This is a genomic window from Pseudotenacibaculum sp. MALMAid0570, assembly GCF_040151415.1.
Taxonomy (GTDB): Bacteria; Bacteroidota; Bacteroidia; order Flavobacteriales; family Flavobacteriaceae; genus Polaribacter.
On sequence record NZ_JBDKWF010000048.1, the window covers coordinates 189506 to 205438 of the forward strand.

The 15933-nt window shown below is 32.9% G+C and carries 12 protein-coding genes; 11 read left to right on the forward strand and 1 reads right to left on the reverse strand.

Annotated features, from left to right (window positions below; all coding sequences use genetic code 11):
- Positions 1-53: 53 nt before the first annotated feature.
- From AAON49_RS09045 to AAON49_RS09070, 6 genes are all read left to right on the forward strand, one after another.
- Positions 54-3518, forward strand: coding sequence for a 1,3-beta-D-glucan phosphorylase, GH149 family (locus AAON49_RS09045; protein ID WP_502942939.1), 3465 nt, complete (start codon positions 54-56; stop codon positions 3516-3518).
- Positions 3519-3532: 14 nt separating this feature from the next.
- Positions 3533-4801, forward strand: coding sequence for a glycoside hydrolase family 17 protein (locus tag AAON49_RS09050; RefSeq protein ID WP_349554195.1), 1269 nt, complete (start codon positions 3533-3535; stop codon positions 4799-4801).
- Positions 4802-4841: 40 nt separating this feature from the next.
- Entirely contained in the window at positions 4842-6302 is a 1461-nt protein-coding gene (locus tag AAON49_RS09055) for a glycoside hydrolase family 30 protein (protein WP_502942953.1), read from the forward strand.
- A gap of 15 nt (positions 6303-6317) precedes the next feature.
- Positions 6318-7883: an MFS transporter gene (locus tag AAON49_RS09060; protein WP_349554197.1), complete on the forward strand. Its 1566-nt coding sequence runs from the start codon at positions 6318-6320 to the stop codon at positions 7881-7883.
- 27 nt (positions 7884-7910) lie between these two features.
- On the forward strand, positions 7911-8798 hold the full coding sequence (locus AAON49_RS09065) for a glycoside hydrolase family 17 protein (protein ID WP_349554198.1): 888 nt from the start codon (positions 7911-7913) through the stop codon (positions 8796-8798).
- A gap of 247 nt (positions 8799-9045) precedes the next feature.
- Positions 9046-10695 (forward strand): T9SS type A sorting domain-containing protein, encoded by a 1650-nt coding sequence (locus AAON49_RS09070; protein WP_349554199.1) that lies wholly within the window; start codon positions 9046-9048, stop codon positions 10693-10695.
- Between the two features lie 58 nt (positions 10696-10753).
- On the opposite strand, the gene AAON49_RS09075 is transcribed toward AAON49_RS09070, so the two are convergent.
- Positions 10754-11857 (reverse strand): LytTR family transcriptional regulator DNA-binding domain-containing protein, encoded by a 1104-nt coding sequence (locus tag AAON49_RS09075; protein ID WP_349554200.1) that lies wholly within the window; start codon positions 11855-11857, stop codon positions 10754-10756.
- Between the two features lie 196 nt (positions 11858-12053).
- Here AAON49_RS09075 and AAON49_RS09080 point away from each other — a divergent pair, with 196 nt between their 5' ends.
- The 5 genes from AAON49_RS09080 to paaE all read left to right on the forward strand — a co-directional run bounded on the left by AAON49_RS09080 (position 12054) and on the right by paaE (position 15909).
- Positions 12054-12488: an OB-fold protein gene (locus AAON49_RS09080; RefSeq protein ID WP_349554201.1), complete on the forward strand. Its 435-nt coding sequence runs from the start codon at positions 12054-12056 to the stop codon at positions 12486-12488.
- Positions 12485-13030 carry a YceI family protein gene (locus AAON49_RS09085; protein WP_349554202.1) on the forward strand — a complete coding sequence of 182 codons (546 nt, stop codon included), beginning with the start codon at positions 12485-12487 and terminating at the stop codon, positions 13028-13030. The genes AAON49_RS09080 and AAON49_RS09085 overlap by 4 nt, the downstream gene beginning before the upstream one ends.
- Positions 13020-13907: a DUF5777 family beta-barrel protein gene (locus tag AAON49_RS09090; RefSeq protein WP_349554203.1), complete on the forward strand. Its 888-nt coding sequence runs from the start codon at positions 13020-13022 to the stop codon at positions 13905-13907. Before AAON49_RS09085 ends, AAON49_RS09090 begins: the two co-directional genes overlap by 11 nt.
- Before the next feature lie 265 nt (positions 13908-14172).
- A complete protein-coding gene (locus tag AAON49_RS09095; RefSeq protein ID WP_349554204.1) occupies positions 14173-14760 on the forward strand; it encodes a TetR/AcrR family transcriptional regulator in 588 nt (195 codons plus the stop codon).
- Positions 14761-14835: 75 nt separating this feature from the next.
- Positions 14836-15909, forward strand: a complete 1074-nt coding sequence (paaE, locus tag AAON49_RS09100) for a 1,2-phenylacetyl-CoA epoxidase subunit PaaE (protein ID WP_349554205.1) — start codon at positions 14836-14838, stop codon at positions 15907-15909.
- Positions 15910-15933 lie beyond the last annotated feature (24 nt).

Here is a 15933-nt window from a genome sequence, read left to right on the forward strand (position 1 = left end):
AGAAAACAATAACTAAGTTTTAAGAACACGATTACTAACTAAGGTATAGTAAAATGATAAGCGATACGATATTAATGAAAGATATAGAAAATATGGATAAAGAAATCTCTTTGAAGTCATTAAAAATTGACAATGAGTTGTTTTATAAGATTTCAAATAGCGATCAAATGCGTCCTTTCTTTATGAGCATTGTGAGCGACTCTAATCACTGGATGTTTGTTTCAAGCAATGGCGGTTTAACAGCTGGAAGAAAAAATTCTGAATATGCTCTATTTCCATATTACACAGATGATAAAATAACTGAATCTGCAGATATTACTGGAAGCAAATCTATTTTTAAAGTTCATAAGAATAACCAAGAACATATGTGGGAGCCTTTAGCAATTAGATCTTTAGGCAGCTATTCTACAACTCAAAATCTATACAAGAATAAGTATGGTAATAAAATCATCTTTGAGGAAATCAATCATGATCTAGAGTTAGTTTTCAGATATCAATGGAATTCTAGTAATAAATATGGTTTTATTAAAAAATCAAAACTCATCAATACTTCCGATAACCCGGTAACTGTTGAGTTGTTAGACGGAATCCAAAATATCGTTCCTGCTAATGTGGGAAGTGATTTACAAAATCGTTCAAGTAATTTGGTTGATGCATATAAACGTAATGAACTAGAGGTATCATCTGGTTTAGGAATTTATGCATTAAGCGCTATTCTTGTAGACAAGGCTGAAGCTAGTGAAGCTTTAACCGCAAATGTTGCTTGGTCATTAGGTTTAGACAATCCAACTCACCTACTTTCTTCATTACAAGTTAGAAATTTTAGAAAAGGACAATCTGTTCAGCAAGAAGTAGATGTAAAAGCAGAAAAAGGCGCATACTTTGTAAGCTCTGAAATTACACTTTCCTCTAATGATTCGAAAGAATGGATGATTCTTGCCAATGTAAATTACAACCATTCAGACATTGCTGCTTTATCAAAACACATCAGAGAAGACAATGCTGTTGAAGAAAAAGTTAATCAAGATATCTCTTTAGGTACACAAAGATTAATAAAATTAAATGCTGCCTCAGATGGGCTGCAATGCTCTGCAGACAATCAAAGAGATACACGTCATTATTCTAACACGCTTTTCAACATCATGAGAGGTGGAATCTTTGACGATAACTATAATATTGAAAAATGGGATTTTGAAAAATACTTATCTAATGCGAACAAAAAAGTAGCTCGTAAATCTGAAAGTATTTTAAGAAATCTTCCTGATGTTTTTACTTTAGAAAAGTTAAAGGAGATTGCGTCTCAAAGTGAAGATAGAAACTTCAGACGCTTGTGTTTAGAGTATATGCCTTTAAAGTTTAGTCGTAGGCACGGAGATCCTAGTAGGCCTTGGAATAAATTTTCAATCAATACTAGAAGTGAAATCGACGGCTCTAAAATTTTAGACTATGAAGGAAACTGGAGAGATATTTTCCAAAATTGGGAAGCTTTAGCTCACTCTTATCCTGAGTATATCGAGAGCATGATTCATAAGTTCTTAAACGCGACAACTTTTGATGGATATAATCCTTATCGTGTTACTAAAGGTGGTTTTGATTGGGAAACTATTGAGCCAGATGACCCTTGGTCATATATTGGATATTGGGGAGATCACCAAATCATCTATCTATTAAAATTCTTAGAGTTTATTCACGATCATAAGCCAGGAAAATTAGAAAGTTTCTTTACTAAAGATTTGTTTGTTTATGCAAACGTTCCTTATAGAATTAAACCCTACCAAGATTTATTAGAAAATCCTAAAGACACTATTGTCTTTGATGAAGATTTAGATGCAAAAATTAGAAGAGAACGCGAAGAATTAGGTGCAGACGGAGCATTATTAAGAGATGAAAACAGGTTTATCGTAAAAGTAAATTTCATTGAGAAGATCTTAGCAACTTCATTAGCAAAACTATCCAACTTTATTCCTGAAGGAGGAATCTGGATGAATACACAGCGTCCAGAATGGAACGATGCCAACAACGCCTTAGTAGGAAATGGTGTTTCTATGGTAACTCTTTATTACTTGCGTAGATTCTTTAATTTCTTTCAAGAAGTATTAGCTGAAAACAACACTTCAGATGTTGAGGTTTCAAATGAAGTATTAGAATTCTTCCATAAAGTTTTAAACACTTTCGAAAGCAATAAAAGTTTATTAGAAGGAGCTATTAATGACGTTAATAAAAAACGAATCTTAGATTCTCTTGGACAAGCAGGAAGCCATTTTAGAGAACAAGTATACAACCACGCATTTACAGGAAGAAAAGACACACTTTCTACAGAAGACTTAAAGAAATATGTAGACTTAAGTAAAGCTTTCTTAGAACACTCTATTGATGCTAACAAGCGTGAAGATAATTTATACCACGCATACAATTTAATGACAGTTAATGACGATAATTCTATTTCCATTTCTTACTTATATGAAATGTTAGAAGGTCAGGTAGCTGCATTAAGTTCAGGTTACTTGTCATCTCAACAAGTGCTTGACGTATTAAATGCAATGAAAGCCAGCAAATTATTCAGGCCTGATCAATACAGCTATTTACTATATCCATACAAAGAATTAAAAGGGTTCTTAGATCGAAATACTATTTCTGAGGATGCTGTTTTATCATCCACCTTATTATCAAAGTTATTGGATGATGGAAATACCAGAATTGTTCAAAAGGATATCAATGGAGAGTTCCACTTTAATGGAAGCTTTAGAAATGCCGAAGACCTTTCTCAAGAATTAAACAGCCTTCATGAAAAATATAGCGACTTAATTACCTCTGATAAGAAAAAAGTTTTAGACATTTTTGAGGAAGTCTTTAATCATAAAGAGTTTACTGGAAGATCAGGTACTTTCTATGGCTATGAAGGATTAGGGTCTATTTATTGGCATATGGTTTCTAAACTATTATTAGCAGTACAAGAATGTTCGGTTCAAGCTGTTAACAATGGAGAAAACGAGATCACTGTAGGTCATCTTTTAGAACATTTTTATGAAATTAATGAAGGAATAGGAGTTCATAAATCTCCTTCATTATACGGAGCTTTCCCAACAGATCCTTATTCTCATACTCCTGCAGGAAAAGGAGCTCAACAGCCCGGTATGACTGGTCAGGTAAAAGAGGACATCTTATCTCGTTTTGGTGAATTAGGAATTTTTGTGAAAAAAGGAAAACTATGTTTTTATCCTTGCTTATTAAGAAAGAATGAATTCATCAAAAACGAAAAGACATTTAACTACATAGGCTTAGCTGGAAAAGACAAATCAATTCAATTAAAAAACAATTCTTTAGGGTTTACTTACTGTCAGGTTCCTATTATTTATCAAATAGCTGAAAGAAATGGATTAGAAATTCATTTCACTGATGGAAGTGTTAAAAAATATAACTCTTTAGAAATTGATAATGAAACCAGTGATTTAATATTCCAAAGAACAGGAAAAGTAAATCAAATCATTGCTTATATAGAAAAAAGTCAATTAAAATAAAAACGTACAAACCCATGAAACAGAAAGTTTATTTATTAGCATTTATCAGTTCAATATTCATGTGGTCTTGTGATAGTACTAAAACTAAAGAAAGAAGTCAAGTGACAGCGAAAGATATATTAGGAAATCCAGAATATCAAGCCATTTCTTATGGTGGGTATAGAAAAACTTCTAGAGATTTTCAACCAACAATAGCGGAGTTAAAAGAAGACATGAAAATTCTTCAAGCACTAAACATTAAAGTGTTACGTACATACAATGTTCAATTAGCTCAAGCTTCAAATTTGCTAAAAGCCATTACTGAATTAAAAGCTGAAGATTCAACTTTTGAGATGTATGTAATGTTAGGTGCTTGGATAGATTGTAAAAATGCATGGACCAATCAAGCTCCTGATCATGAAGCAGAAAGCGAGCAAAACGAAGGAGAGATTGCAAGAGCTGTAGCCTTGGCAAATGAATACCCTGATATCGTAAAAATAATTGCCGTTGGAAACGAAGCAATGGTTAAATGGGCCGCTAGTTACTATGTTCAACCAAGAGTTATTTTAAAATGGGTGAATCATTTACAAAACTTAAAAAAAGAAGGAAAGCTTCCGAAAGACCTTTGGATAACAAGTTCAGACGATTTCTCTTCTTGGGGCGGTGGTGACAAAAGCTATCATGTAAAAGATCTTGAAGATTTAATTAAAGCCGTTGATTACATTTCTATGCATACCTATGCATACCACAACTCACATTATAATCCAGAGTTCTGGCAATCTCCTGAAGAAGACAAAGATCTTACCAATCAAGAAAAAATAGATACAGCCATGTTACGTGCAAAGAAATTTGCCATGAATCAATACAACGCTGTCTCAGACTATATGAAAAGCTTAGGGGTTAACAAACCTGTTCATATTGGAGAAACAGGTTGGGCTACTGTTTCAAATGGACTATATGGTCCAACAGGATCAAGAGCAACAGACGAATACAAAGAAGCAGCTTACTATAATCATTTAAGAGAATGGACTAATGAAGCTGGTATTTCATGCTTCTATTTTGAAGCTTTTGATGAGCCTTGGAAAGATGCTCACAACTCTGAAGGTTCTGAGAATCATTTCGGTTTAATCACAGTAGATGGAAAAGCAAAATTTGCTCTCTGGAAAGAAGTTGACAAAGGAACTTTTAAAGGACTTAAAAGAAACGGGAACCCAATCACCAAAACGTTTAATGGAAACAAAGATTCTTTAATGATTGGTGTATTAACACCTCCTGAGAAAAAGGAAGTATCCTTAACACATTAAAATTCAAATTATGAAACTCGTTAGAAAATTTAGTTTATTTATGCTGATACTCATTACAATTGCAGCTTGTACTAAAAATCAATCATCATTAGATGTAACTGTTGTTGAAACTTCTAGAAGTGGACATAGTCTAACGCCCATTTCAGAATTTACACCTTCAGAAAATGCTGCAAGCATTGTGTTAAACCCTGAAAAAAAATATCAAACCATTTCAGGTTTTGGTGGTGCTTTTACAGAATCTTCAGCTTATCTATTAAACAAGTTAAGCAAAGAAAATCGTGATAACATCATTCAAGCATACTTCAGTAAAGATGGAGCTAACTATTCATTAACGAGAACACACATGAATTCATGTGACTTTTCTCTAACCAACTATTCGTATACACCTGTTGAAGGAGATAAAGAATTAAAACACTTCACCATCAAAGAAGACTTGGACGACTTAATCCCAATGATTAAAGATGCTATGGCAGCTTCAGAAGATGGCTTTAAAATTTTTGCTTCACCTTGGTCTGCAGCTCCTTGGATGAAAGATAATAATAGTTGGGTTGGTGGTAAATTATTACCTGAGTATTATGATACATGGGCGCTTTTCTTCTCTAAATATTTAGATGCCTATAAAAAAGAAGGTATTGATATTTGGGGATTTACTGTTGAAAACGAACCTCACGGAAACGGAAACAACTGGGAAAGCATGCATTTCTCACCAAAAGAAATGACTGATTTTGTTGAGTTTCACTTAGGACCAAAATTAGAATCTGATGGATATGGCGATAAAATTATCTTAGGATATGATCAAAACAGAGCTGGTTTAAAAGAATGGGTAGATGAAATGTACCGAGATGAAAACTCATCTAAATACTTTGATGGTACAGCTATTCATTGGTATGAAAGTACTTATGATTTCTTTCCAGAAGCCTTACAATACGCACACAAAAAAGCACCAAATAAATACCTAATTGAAACTGAAGGTTGTGTAGACTCAGAGGTTCCAAAATGGAAAGACGACGACTGGTATTGGAGAAAAGAAGCAACCGATTGGGGTTGGGACTGGGCCAGACCAGAAGACAAGCACTTACATCCTAAATATTCTCCTGTAAATCGTTATGCAAGAGATATTATTGGTTGCTTAAATAACTGGGTAGATGGTTGGGTAGATTGGAACATGGTTTTAGATACCCAAGGTGGGCCAAACTGGTTTAAAAACTGGTGTGTTGCTCCAGTTATTGTAGACCCAGAAAAAGACGAAGTATACTATACTCCCATCTATTACACGATGGTACATTTTAGTAAATATATAAGACCTCAAGCAGAAGTCATTCATGTAGATAACTCTGATGACGATCTGATGGTAACTGCAGCAAAAAACCCTGATGGCAGTATTGCTGTTGTAGTATTCAATCAAGGAGAAATAGCAAAGAGCTTTGATCTCTCTCTAGGAGACAAAAGCAAGAAAATATCTATCAGTGCTCAGGCTATTCAAACAATCATGATCAACTAATAAAAACCTATAGTTATGTCAAAAATTAAAACCGCAGCTAAAGATAGAGTTCCTATTGGGCAAAAAGCAGCATTTGGTGCTGGGCACTTTATATTAAATATCTTGCCTGGTACTCTTGGTGTTTTTATCCAGTTTTTCCTTCTAACAGCTTGGGGTATAGACCCTTTATGGGCAGGTCTTTTGGGAGGATTACCTCGAATATTTGATTCTATTACCGATCCTATTATGGGATTCATTTCTGACAACACCAAATCAAAATGGGGGCGTAGGAGGCCTTACATATTTGTTGGAGCAATTATAAGTGGTATTCTTTTCTTTTTAATGTGGCAACTTGATGATAATGCTTCACAATCTTACATCATTTGGCATGTTATGGTAATACAGTTACTTTTTCTAATTGGTAATACTATGTTTGCTACCCCTTTAGTTGGATTGGGATATGAAATGACCTCAGATTATAATGAACGAACAAGGTTAATGGCTTTTTCAAACACTATGGGGCAAATTGCTTGGATGATTGTACCTTGGCTGTACGTAATTATTCCAGATACAGATACATTTAATACACAAACGGAAGGTGTTCGTACTATGGCACTTATTGTAGGTGCAATGTGTATAGTTTTTGGAATTTTACCAGCTATTTTCTGTAGAGGAATAGATTCTGCAAATATGGAAAATAGACAAAAAATAAATCTAAAGACTTTAGGTTCTAATCTGAAAGAGCTCTGGAAAGGCATTGTTCAAGTTTCAAAAAACAAGCCTTTTATGAAACTATGTGGAGCTACGTTTTTAGTCTTTAATGGGTTTCAATTAGTAGCTGCTTTTGGGGTTTTCATCATTGTTTTTTATATGTACAACGGCAGTTATGAATTAGCAGGTACTTGGCCTGCATGGTTCAATACAATAAATGCAATGATAACTGCATTTATAGTGATTCCAATTATTTCAAGAATGGCTAATAAATGGGGAAAAAAGAAAGCCTTTATAATTTCTACAATATTGTCAATTATAGGTTACATATTAAAATGGTGGGGATTTGATAAAGAACTGAATGAAAAATTCAACGACACCAATTTAGCTCAAAGCTTAAATTCTGGTGTTGGCTCTATTTTTGAATCATTAAACCCTGTGCTTGATAATATTGGAATGTCTTGGTTCAGTATAGAACCTGGAAGTGAAATCCCATGGTTGATATTTTTACCTATTCCTTTATTTGCTTTTGGAATGGGAGGCTTATTTACCTTAATGATGAGTATGACTGCTGATGTTTGTGATTTAGATGAATTAGAAAACGGAATGCCTCGTAAAGAAGGAACCTTTGGGGCTATTTATTGGTTAATGGTAAAAATAGGACAATCAATAGCGTTAGTTTTAGGAGGGGTTATTTTAAGTATAGTTGGGTTTGATCCAAATGTATCTGAGCAATCTGTAGAAACAATGAATAACCTTAGAATTGCCGATATTGTTGTTCCTGCTGCTACAGCTGCTTTAGCGGTTTGGGTCATGTGGAAATATAACTTAAGCGAAACCAGAGCAAAAGAGATTAAAGAAATACTAGTAAAACGTAGAGGAGAATTATAAAACTATTTCAATCAACTTAATTTAATTATGTCAATAAGAGAAGAAAAATTTTTAGCACTAGCTAATATTGATTATTCAAATAAATCTTTAGATGAACTAAAGCAGTTATTTAGAGAAGTTCTTAAATCTGGAATGCATGGTTTGTGTTCTAGCCCATATCAAGAAGGTCAAGAACCAGGCGATCAATTAACAGAAGAACAAGTGAGGAGGAGGCTAAAAATTATGAAACCCTATACAAAGTGGATTCGTTCTTTTTCCTGTACAGAAGGAAATGAACTCATTCCAAAGATTGCCAAAGAAATGGGCATGAAAACACTTGTCGGAGCATGGTTGGGAGATGATCCAGAGGTTAATGAAAAAGAAGTTCAAGGATTAGTTGAGCTTTCAAAACAAGGCTTTGTAGATATCGCTGCTGTTGGAAATGAAGTCATGTATCGTGGTGATCTTAACGAAGAAGAACTATTAGATTTCATATACAGAGCAAAAAAAGAAATTCCAGACGAGATTCCTGTTGGCTATGTAGATGCATATTATGAATTTACAGAGCGACCTGCAATCACTGAAGCCTGTGATATAATCTTAGCCAACTGTTACCCTTTTTGGGAAGGTTGTGATCAGGATTATTCATTGTTATACATGAAAGATATGTACAACAGAGCGTTGCGTGCAGGAAATGGAAAAAGAGTAATCATCTCTGAAACGGGTTGGCCAAGTCAAGGAACAAATTTGGAAGGAGCTTTTCCTTCTGAAGAAAATGCCATGAAATATTTTATCAATACACAAAGATGGTCTAAAGAAGAAGATATTGAAATATTTTACTTCTCTTCTTTTGATGAATCATGGAAAGTAGGAGATGAAGGAGATGTAGGAGCTTTTTGGGGAATTTGGGATAAAAACGAACAATTAAAATTCTAAAACCAGTTTTGTTGTGGTAAAAATAACTATACTTTACCACAACATTGATGTTAAAAAACTATGATTTTTTCGATTAAAATATGTTTAACAATCTATTAATCAGTTAATTATGAAATATTATTCAAAATTCACAACCTTTACAGCTTGTATGTTTTTTGTTGTGGTCTTTTTGAATGACCTTCAAAACGAATACTTTATATTTACCTGAATATCAACTTTTTAAATTACACTTTAAAATTATATCAATATGAAAAAAATTACACTTTTATTTTTAATCTTAACTTCAGCATTTGCGTTTGGGCAAGCTCCAACTACAAATGCTACAGATCCACCTACTAGAAATGCTGGTGATGTTATCTCAATTTTTAGTGACGCATATACAAATATTACTGTAAATAATTTTGATCCTAACTGGGGGCAATCTGGACACACACAAGTTAATAGTTCTTATGACCCAGGGACAGGTAATCTAATCATAGCTTATCCTAACTTTAACTATCAAGGAACTGAAATAGCTACACAAGATGCTTCTGCTATGGAATTTATACATATAGACATATTTGTGCCAGCTTCAGTGACTGGTAGAATGGTAAAATTTAGCCCAATTAATAATGGAACTGGGACTGGTGAGTTTCTTGTAGAAGTTCCAATCACTCCAGGTTCTTGGAATAGTGTAGATCTAGCAAAAGGAGACTTTACTGGTATGATATGGGACTCTGTTTTTCAATTGAAATTTGACGGACAGTTTAATTCTGATGGATCTGCAAATGCAACACCATTCGACATCTATGTAGACAATATTTATTTCTGGAAAAACCCTACAAACACAACAACAGACGCTACGTTAAGTGACTTACAAGTAGACGGAAACACTGTAGCTGGATTTGTGTCTACTAATTATACATACAATGTAGAGTTGCCTAACGGAACTACAGCAGTTCCTACAGTAACAGGAACAGCGACTCAAGCTGGATCAGGCTCTTCTAATGTGTCCGTTTCACCTGCTGCTAGTGTTCCTGGAACAACAACTGTAACTGTAACAGCTCCTGATGGAACTACCATGCAAGACTATACGATTAACTTTACAATATCTGCCGCGCCAACTGTTGCAGCACCAACACCTCCTGCAAGAACTGCAGCTGATGTTGTTTCAATATTTAGTGATGCATATTCAGATGTTACTGTAGATAACTGGGGACCAGACTGGGGACCTTCTTCAGCAAGAATAAATGATGTTACTGTAGCTTCTAATGCTACTAAGTTAATGGACATTGAATCAGGTCAAGTCTTTGCAGGAATTGATTTTGCGGCATCTTCTCCTTTTGATGCTACCAGTTTTACTCACTTCCACTTAGATTACTATATCTCAGGCACTTTACTTCCGGGACAAACTTTAAGTATTAAATTATCTAATCACAGTAATGGAGCTGGTGAAACAAGTGCAATACAAACTATTCCAACAGCTGTAGCTGGATCTTGGCAATCTCTTGATGTTGCTTTAGCTGATTTTGTTGCAGCTAGTGCTCCTGCGGATCTTTCTAGAAATGCAATTGCTCAAATTGTTATTTCTGCAGCAAGAGCAGATAATTCAACATCTGTGGATATTTATTTAGATAATATTTATTTCCACAAAAACACAACATTAAGCACAAAAGACGAAAGTTTATTTGAATCTAAAATATATCCAAATCCTTCTTCAACAGAATGGAAAATAACAGTTCCTAACAACACTATTAGAACCATTGAAGTATTCAATGTTTTAGGAAAAAGAGTTGTTTCACAAAACTATAATAGTGATACAGCTAGCATTTCTGTAGAATCTTTAGCAAGTGGAATTTACTTAGCTAAAATCAATACAGAATTAGGAACAAAAACAGTAAAGTTAATTCGAGAGTAACTTCTCGAGGGTTTGTTTAAAGATGGAAAAACCGCTTTTAAAAAGCGGTTTTTTTTATTTATAAATCTAACCATTGCTTAAAAGCTGCGGCTTTATTCTTTCCGATAATAATATCAATCTCCGAAGGCGGATCTACTTGTATTTTAAGTTTGCTGTTACCAAATTTTATAATCTTATTAATTGCAGAGATAGCAACAATAATTTGTCTATTAGCCCTAAAGAAAGATTTCTCATCTAAATAAGAATAAATTTGATCTAAGCTTTCACTAGTTGTAGACCTCTTCCCGTCTTTCTGAACAACATACGTAATTGTATTTTCTACATATATATAACCAATATCTTCAGTAGACACAGGCATGAGTTCATTTCTTACATAAGTAAGAATTCTTTGTTTTTCCTTTTCTTTTACAGTTTCAATTGTAGGAGCCTCAGCGTTCTTAAAAGATGTTATTTCGTTTAACTTCTTTTGATAGTTTTCTAGAGAGTCATTCAGTTTTGTTAAGTTTAAAACACCATCTTCTAACTTTAGGTTTTTGAGGCTTAACTGATTTTCATAATATCCCGTAATAATTCTTACAATCCCCAAAACAACTATGGTTAATACTAGCATCATAAGACAAAAAATCAAATACATTTGATTTTTTTGTTGATTTAGTTGATCAACCACCTTTGAAATATTTACATAGGCCACCACAATCCAACCTGTATTTTTTATAGCGGTTGTGTACAATATTTCTGTTTGTTCAGATTCAGATTTTTTAAAAGTCAAAATCAATTCATACAAATCATCAGCTACAGGTGCAGTTTCCATATTTCTTGCACTTCCTTCATCAATGTTTTTACTACCAACAAGTGTAATATCTGGATGGCTAATAATATTGTTAGACCAATCAATAACAGATAAGAAAATGTTGTGGTCTTCAGTACCTTCAATAGATTTATGAATACTTTCTGCTATTTTACTTTTATCTAGTTGATTTTCATAAGCACCTCCAGCCATCATGGAAATCTGTTTTGCTTGTTGCTGAGCAGCAACAATCTCATTCTCTAAAAGCTGAACACCCTGAATTTTAGAGATGTATGGAAATCCTAGAAAAGTAGCTAAAACAGAAAAAATAAAAAGCGTAACTACAGTGTAAATATAATATCTGTAATTTTTCACGTGGTTGGTGTTTGTAAATGATTCTTACACACGAAAATACAATTTTGATTGTCAAAACGCATAACTCTAAACCTTTTCAGCTCCTTTTTAACTTTAAATTTTCCTTTTCAACTTGTTTTTCTATTAAAAATGAAGCTTATAAGTAGTAAGTATTCTACTTTTACAATTGTATACAAATGAAAATTCTTTATTTGAGTTGAAGAAGCTTCTTAAAAAATCTGGATTTATTTCTACCATCATCATTATTACAGCAATGATGATGGTACTTATTTACGCAAATAAAACAACTCCAAATACTAGATTTATTGACACACATGCTAAGTTAACTTCAACAGAATTTGTGTCTCTTTTTGATAGTGTTAATCATTCTAATATTAAAAACTTTGTAGACAAAGCAATTGAAGTAAAAGGTGTTTTGAAAAAAATGACGCTAACTGAAGGTGTATACACATTATTATTAACTAGTCATCAAAAAGATCGTTATGTTCTGTGTAAAATGCAAAACGATCAAAATTCAAATATTGTAAATCTATCTCCCGGTGAAACTATTGTTTTAAAAGGAGTCTTTAAAGGTGTCTTATTAGACGCAATATTATTAAATTGCATCATTATTGACCAAAACAATCTATGAATAAAAAATTACTTCTATTTTTTTTAGTCATCTGTTTTAGCTCCATTACTAAAAAAGAAGAGAAATTTATTGAACGGCAAGGAAAAATCACTTTTTTCTCTTACACTCCCGTTGAAAATATTCAAGCAACAAACACTACTGCTCAAGGTGTTTTAGACTCTAGTAATGGCAACATTGTTGTGCGAGTTTTAATGCGTGCTTTTGAATTCAAAAAATCTTTAATGTATGAGCATTTTAACGAAAGTTATATAGAATCTGATTTATATCCTCATGCAATTCTTCAAGGGAAAATCATCGACTTCTCACCTAACGAAAAACAACAAACAAGAATTGTAAAAGGAGATTTTACTTTAAAAGATGTAAAAAAACCCATTGAAGTGAAAGTAAATATTGTTAAAGAAAACAATTTCTATAAAATTGATGGTAATCTTGAGGTAAGCATTAAAGACCACAACATAAAGGTCCCCAAAGTATTATCTGCAAATATTGCCAAAAAGATTCAAGTTTCATTTAACTTCCAATTCGAACCTTATGAGAACTAAAATCAACATCATCGCATTTTTTATTTGTATTGGTTTCGTTGAAAACTCTCAAGCACAAGATTCACTCTTAGATATTCTCGATAAAGAGACTTCTACAAAACCTTTTTACACAATTGCTACGTTTAAGGCTACCCGAATCCTCTTAGGACATTCTGTAGAAACAAGGAAGAAAAATGTACTTGAGATCTCTGCGATGACTAGATATTGGAACACACCTGCAACACAGAGTAATTCATTTGTTGCAGATAGAATGTCAGCAAGATTTGGTTTAGAATATGGTTTGTCTAATCGATTAACATTTGGTGTTGGTTTCTCTTCAGTAGGGAATATTTACGATACGTTTTTCAAATATCGTTTACTCCAACAACAAGAAAATGGAGGTAATAAAATTAGCATCACATTATTACAAACCGCCACCTATAATAGTAGTAGCGGATCTGCATATATAGCGGTTCCAAATAATAACTTTAGTGATAAACTTGCTTTTACAACGCAACTATTAATTGCAAGAAAGTTTACCCGAAATTTTTCATTTCAGTTGTCTCCAACATATATCAAAAGAAATACTGTTTTTTGGCCAGGAGACGATCAAAGTCATTTTGCCATGGGTTTTGGCGCCAGATACAAAGTTGGGAAACATGTTTCTATTGCTGGTGAATACTATTATGTTGCAAATCCTATTCAATCTATAAATGCATACAATCCTTTTGCCTTAGGTGTAAATTGGGAGTTAAGTGACTTAATGCTTCAATTTAAACTTACTCATACTCCACATTTTGTAGAAGATGCATTTATTACTAGATCTTTAAGAAACTTTAATTTTAGAGACGGTAACTTATTTTTCGGATTTCACGCAACTTATTTCATTCAATTTTAAAAAAATTCATTTTTAAACTCTAATTCTCCCATTCAACGAACAAAAGTTGTAAATCGATTCTCTTACCTATTCCTTTGTATCATCATAAAGTAAATTAGAAAGTAATAGTTAAAGTTTGGGGGAATTTTAATCTTATTATTGATGCAAAAAGTCACTTTTTAAAAGTGGCTTTTTTTAATGGTACTTTATTTCTTACTTTACAAAAGAATTATAATGTTAGATTCTTATATAACAATTTTAAAGAGCTTTGTAAAAATAGAACCTTATGAAAAAGGCAATTCCAAAAAACGAAAAAAGGAAAGATGAAATAGTAAGAGTTGCAGCAAAACTATTTAAAGAAAAAGGATATAGCGCAATTACTATGAGGGATATTGCTAAAGCATTAGATATCAAAGCTGCTAGCCTATACAATCATATCAAATCAAAACAAGATCTTTTAAAAATTATCATAATATCTATTGCAGAAGAGTTTACAGATAAAATGCAAATTGTTTGCTCCTCAAAAGAAACTAGCATAGAAAAACTTCAAAAGATTGTGGCACTTCACGTAGATATTGCCTATAAAAATCCTTATAGCATGGGGGCTTTAAATAATGATTGGATGCATTTAGAAGAAGAATTAGAATATTATTTAAAACTTCGAAACAGCTATGAAAACAATTTTAGAAATATTATTAAAGAAGGCATTAAAACAGGTGAAATCATAAACACCAATGCAGAAATAACAGTCTTTTCTATACTTTCTACCTTAAGGTCATTATATCTATGGATTCCCAAAAAAGAAGGTCTTACAGCAGAAGAATTAACTAAAAATCTTAATCAAGTTCTTATCAGCGGAATACAAAACCATTAAAATAAATTTTGTAATTTTGACATTAAAACTAACAAGTGTTAGTTTGGAGTAAAAACAAAACAATTCTATTCATTAATGGCCGAGTTTCACCAAGTAAAAATAGCTGAAATAGTAAAAGAGACTAAAGACACCGTTTCCATTACTTTTGATATTCCAGAACATTTACAAAAAACTTTTGAGTTTATTCAAGGTCAGTATTTGACTCTTAGGAAAATAATCAACGGAGAAGATATCCGTCGCTCGTATTCTCTTTGCACTAGTCCTTTAGAGAAAAAATGGAAAGTGGCAGTGAAAAAAATACCTGGAGGTGTTTTTTCAAGCTATGCCAATGATACGTTAAAAGTTGGAGATGAAATAGAAATTATGGAACCTTCAGGAAGTTTCTTTGTTGAAGTAGAAAAGAGTGCCTCAAAAAACTATATTGCTTTTGCAGCAGGAAGTGGAATCACACCCATGCTTTCTATTATAAAAACACATTTACTTTCTGAGCCAAAAAGCACATTTAAATTATTCTACTTAAATAGAACAGTAAAATCAATTATCTTTAAAGAAGAAATCGAACGTCTTAAAAATCAGTTCTTTGGAAGATTTCAAGTGTTTTACTTTCTAACCAAAGAACAAAGAGATATTCCTTTTTTAAATGGTCGATTTGATACACAAAAATTAAACGTTTTAACAAAAACATTTATCGATATTGAAGACACCAGTGATTGCTTTATTTGTGGTCCACAAGAAATGATTTTCTTGATTAGAGATCATTTAGTTGAAGCAGGATTAGATAAAGAAAAAGTTCACTATGAGTTGTTCTTTTCTGGAGATTCGGACAAAGACAGCCAACATATTGCTGAAGTTCTAGAACAAAAAGTAGATGGAACCGAAGTAACTATTATAGATGGAGGAAAAGAATTCCATTTTGTAATGGATGATGATTTTGATAATATTTTAGACGGAGCCTTAGCTGCTGGAGCCGACTTGCCTTTTGCCTGCAAAGGAGGTGTGTGTAGTACTTGTAAATGTAAAGTTGTAGAAGGTTCTGTTGAAATGAAAATCAATTACGCTTTAATAGAAAGCGAAGTAAAACAAAACTTAGTATTAAGCTGTCAAGCAGTTCCAACTACTGAAAAAGTAGTGGTAGATTTTGATGTTTAAAAACTAATACCCTTTAAACTATTC

Bases quoted from the DNA above. Each gene is read 5' to 3' on its own strand.
- AAON49_RS09050 (WP_349554195.1), top strand. From the start codon at position 3,533: ATGAAACAGAAAGTTTATTTATTAGCATTTATCAGTTCAATATTCATG.
- AAON49_RS09070 (WP_349554199.1), top strand. From the start codon at position 9,046: ATGAAAAAAATTACACTTTTATTTTTAATCTTAACTTCAGCATTTGCG.
- AAON49_RS09045 (WP_502942939.1), top strand. From the start codon at position 54: ATGATAAGCGATACGATATTAATGAAAGATATAGAAAATATGGATAAA.
- AAON49_RS09095 (WP_349554204.1), top strand. From the start codon at position 14,173: ATGAAAAAGGCAATTCCAAAAAACGAAAAAAGGAAAGATGAAATAGTA.
- AAON49_RS09060 (WP_349554197.1), top strand. From the start codon at position 6,318: ATGTCAAAAATTAAAACCGCAGCTAAAGATAGAGTTCCTATTGGGCAA.
- AAON49_RS09090 (WP_349554203.1), top strand. From the start codon at position 13,020: ATGAGAACTAAAATCAACATCATCGCATTTTTTATTTGTATTGGTTTC.
- AAON49_RS09085 (WP_349554202.1), top strand. From the start codon at position 12,485: ATGAATAAAAAATTACTTCTATTTTTTTTAGTCATCTGTTTTAGCTCC.
- AAON49_RS09055 (WP_502942953.1), top strand. From the start codon at position 4,842: ATGCTGATACTCATTACAATTGCAGCTTGTACTAAAAATCAATCATCA.
- AAON49_RS09065 (WP_349554198.1), top strand. From the start codon at position 7,911: ATGTCAATAAGAGAAGAAAAATTTTTAGCACTAGCTAATATTGATTAT.
- paaE (WP_349554205.1), top strand. From the start codon at position 14,836: ATGGCCGAGTTTCACCAAGTAAAAATAGCTGAAATAGTAAAAGAGACT.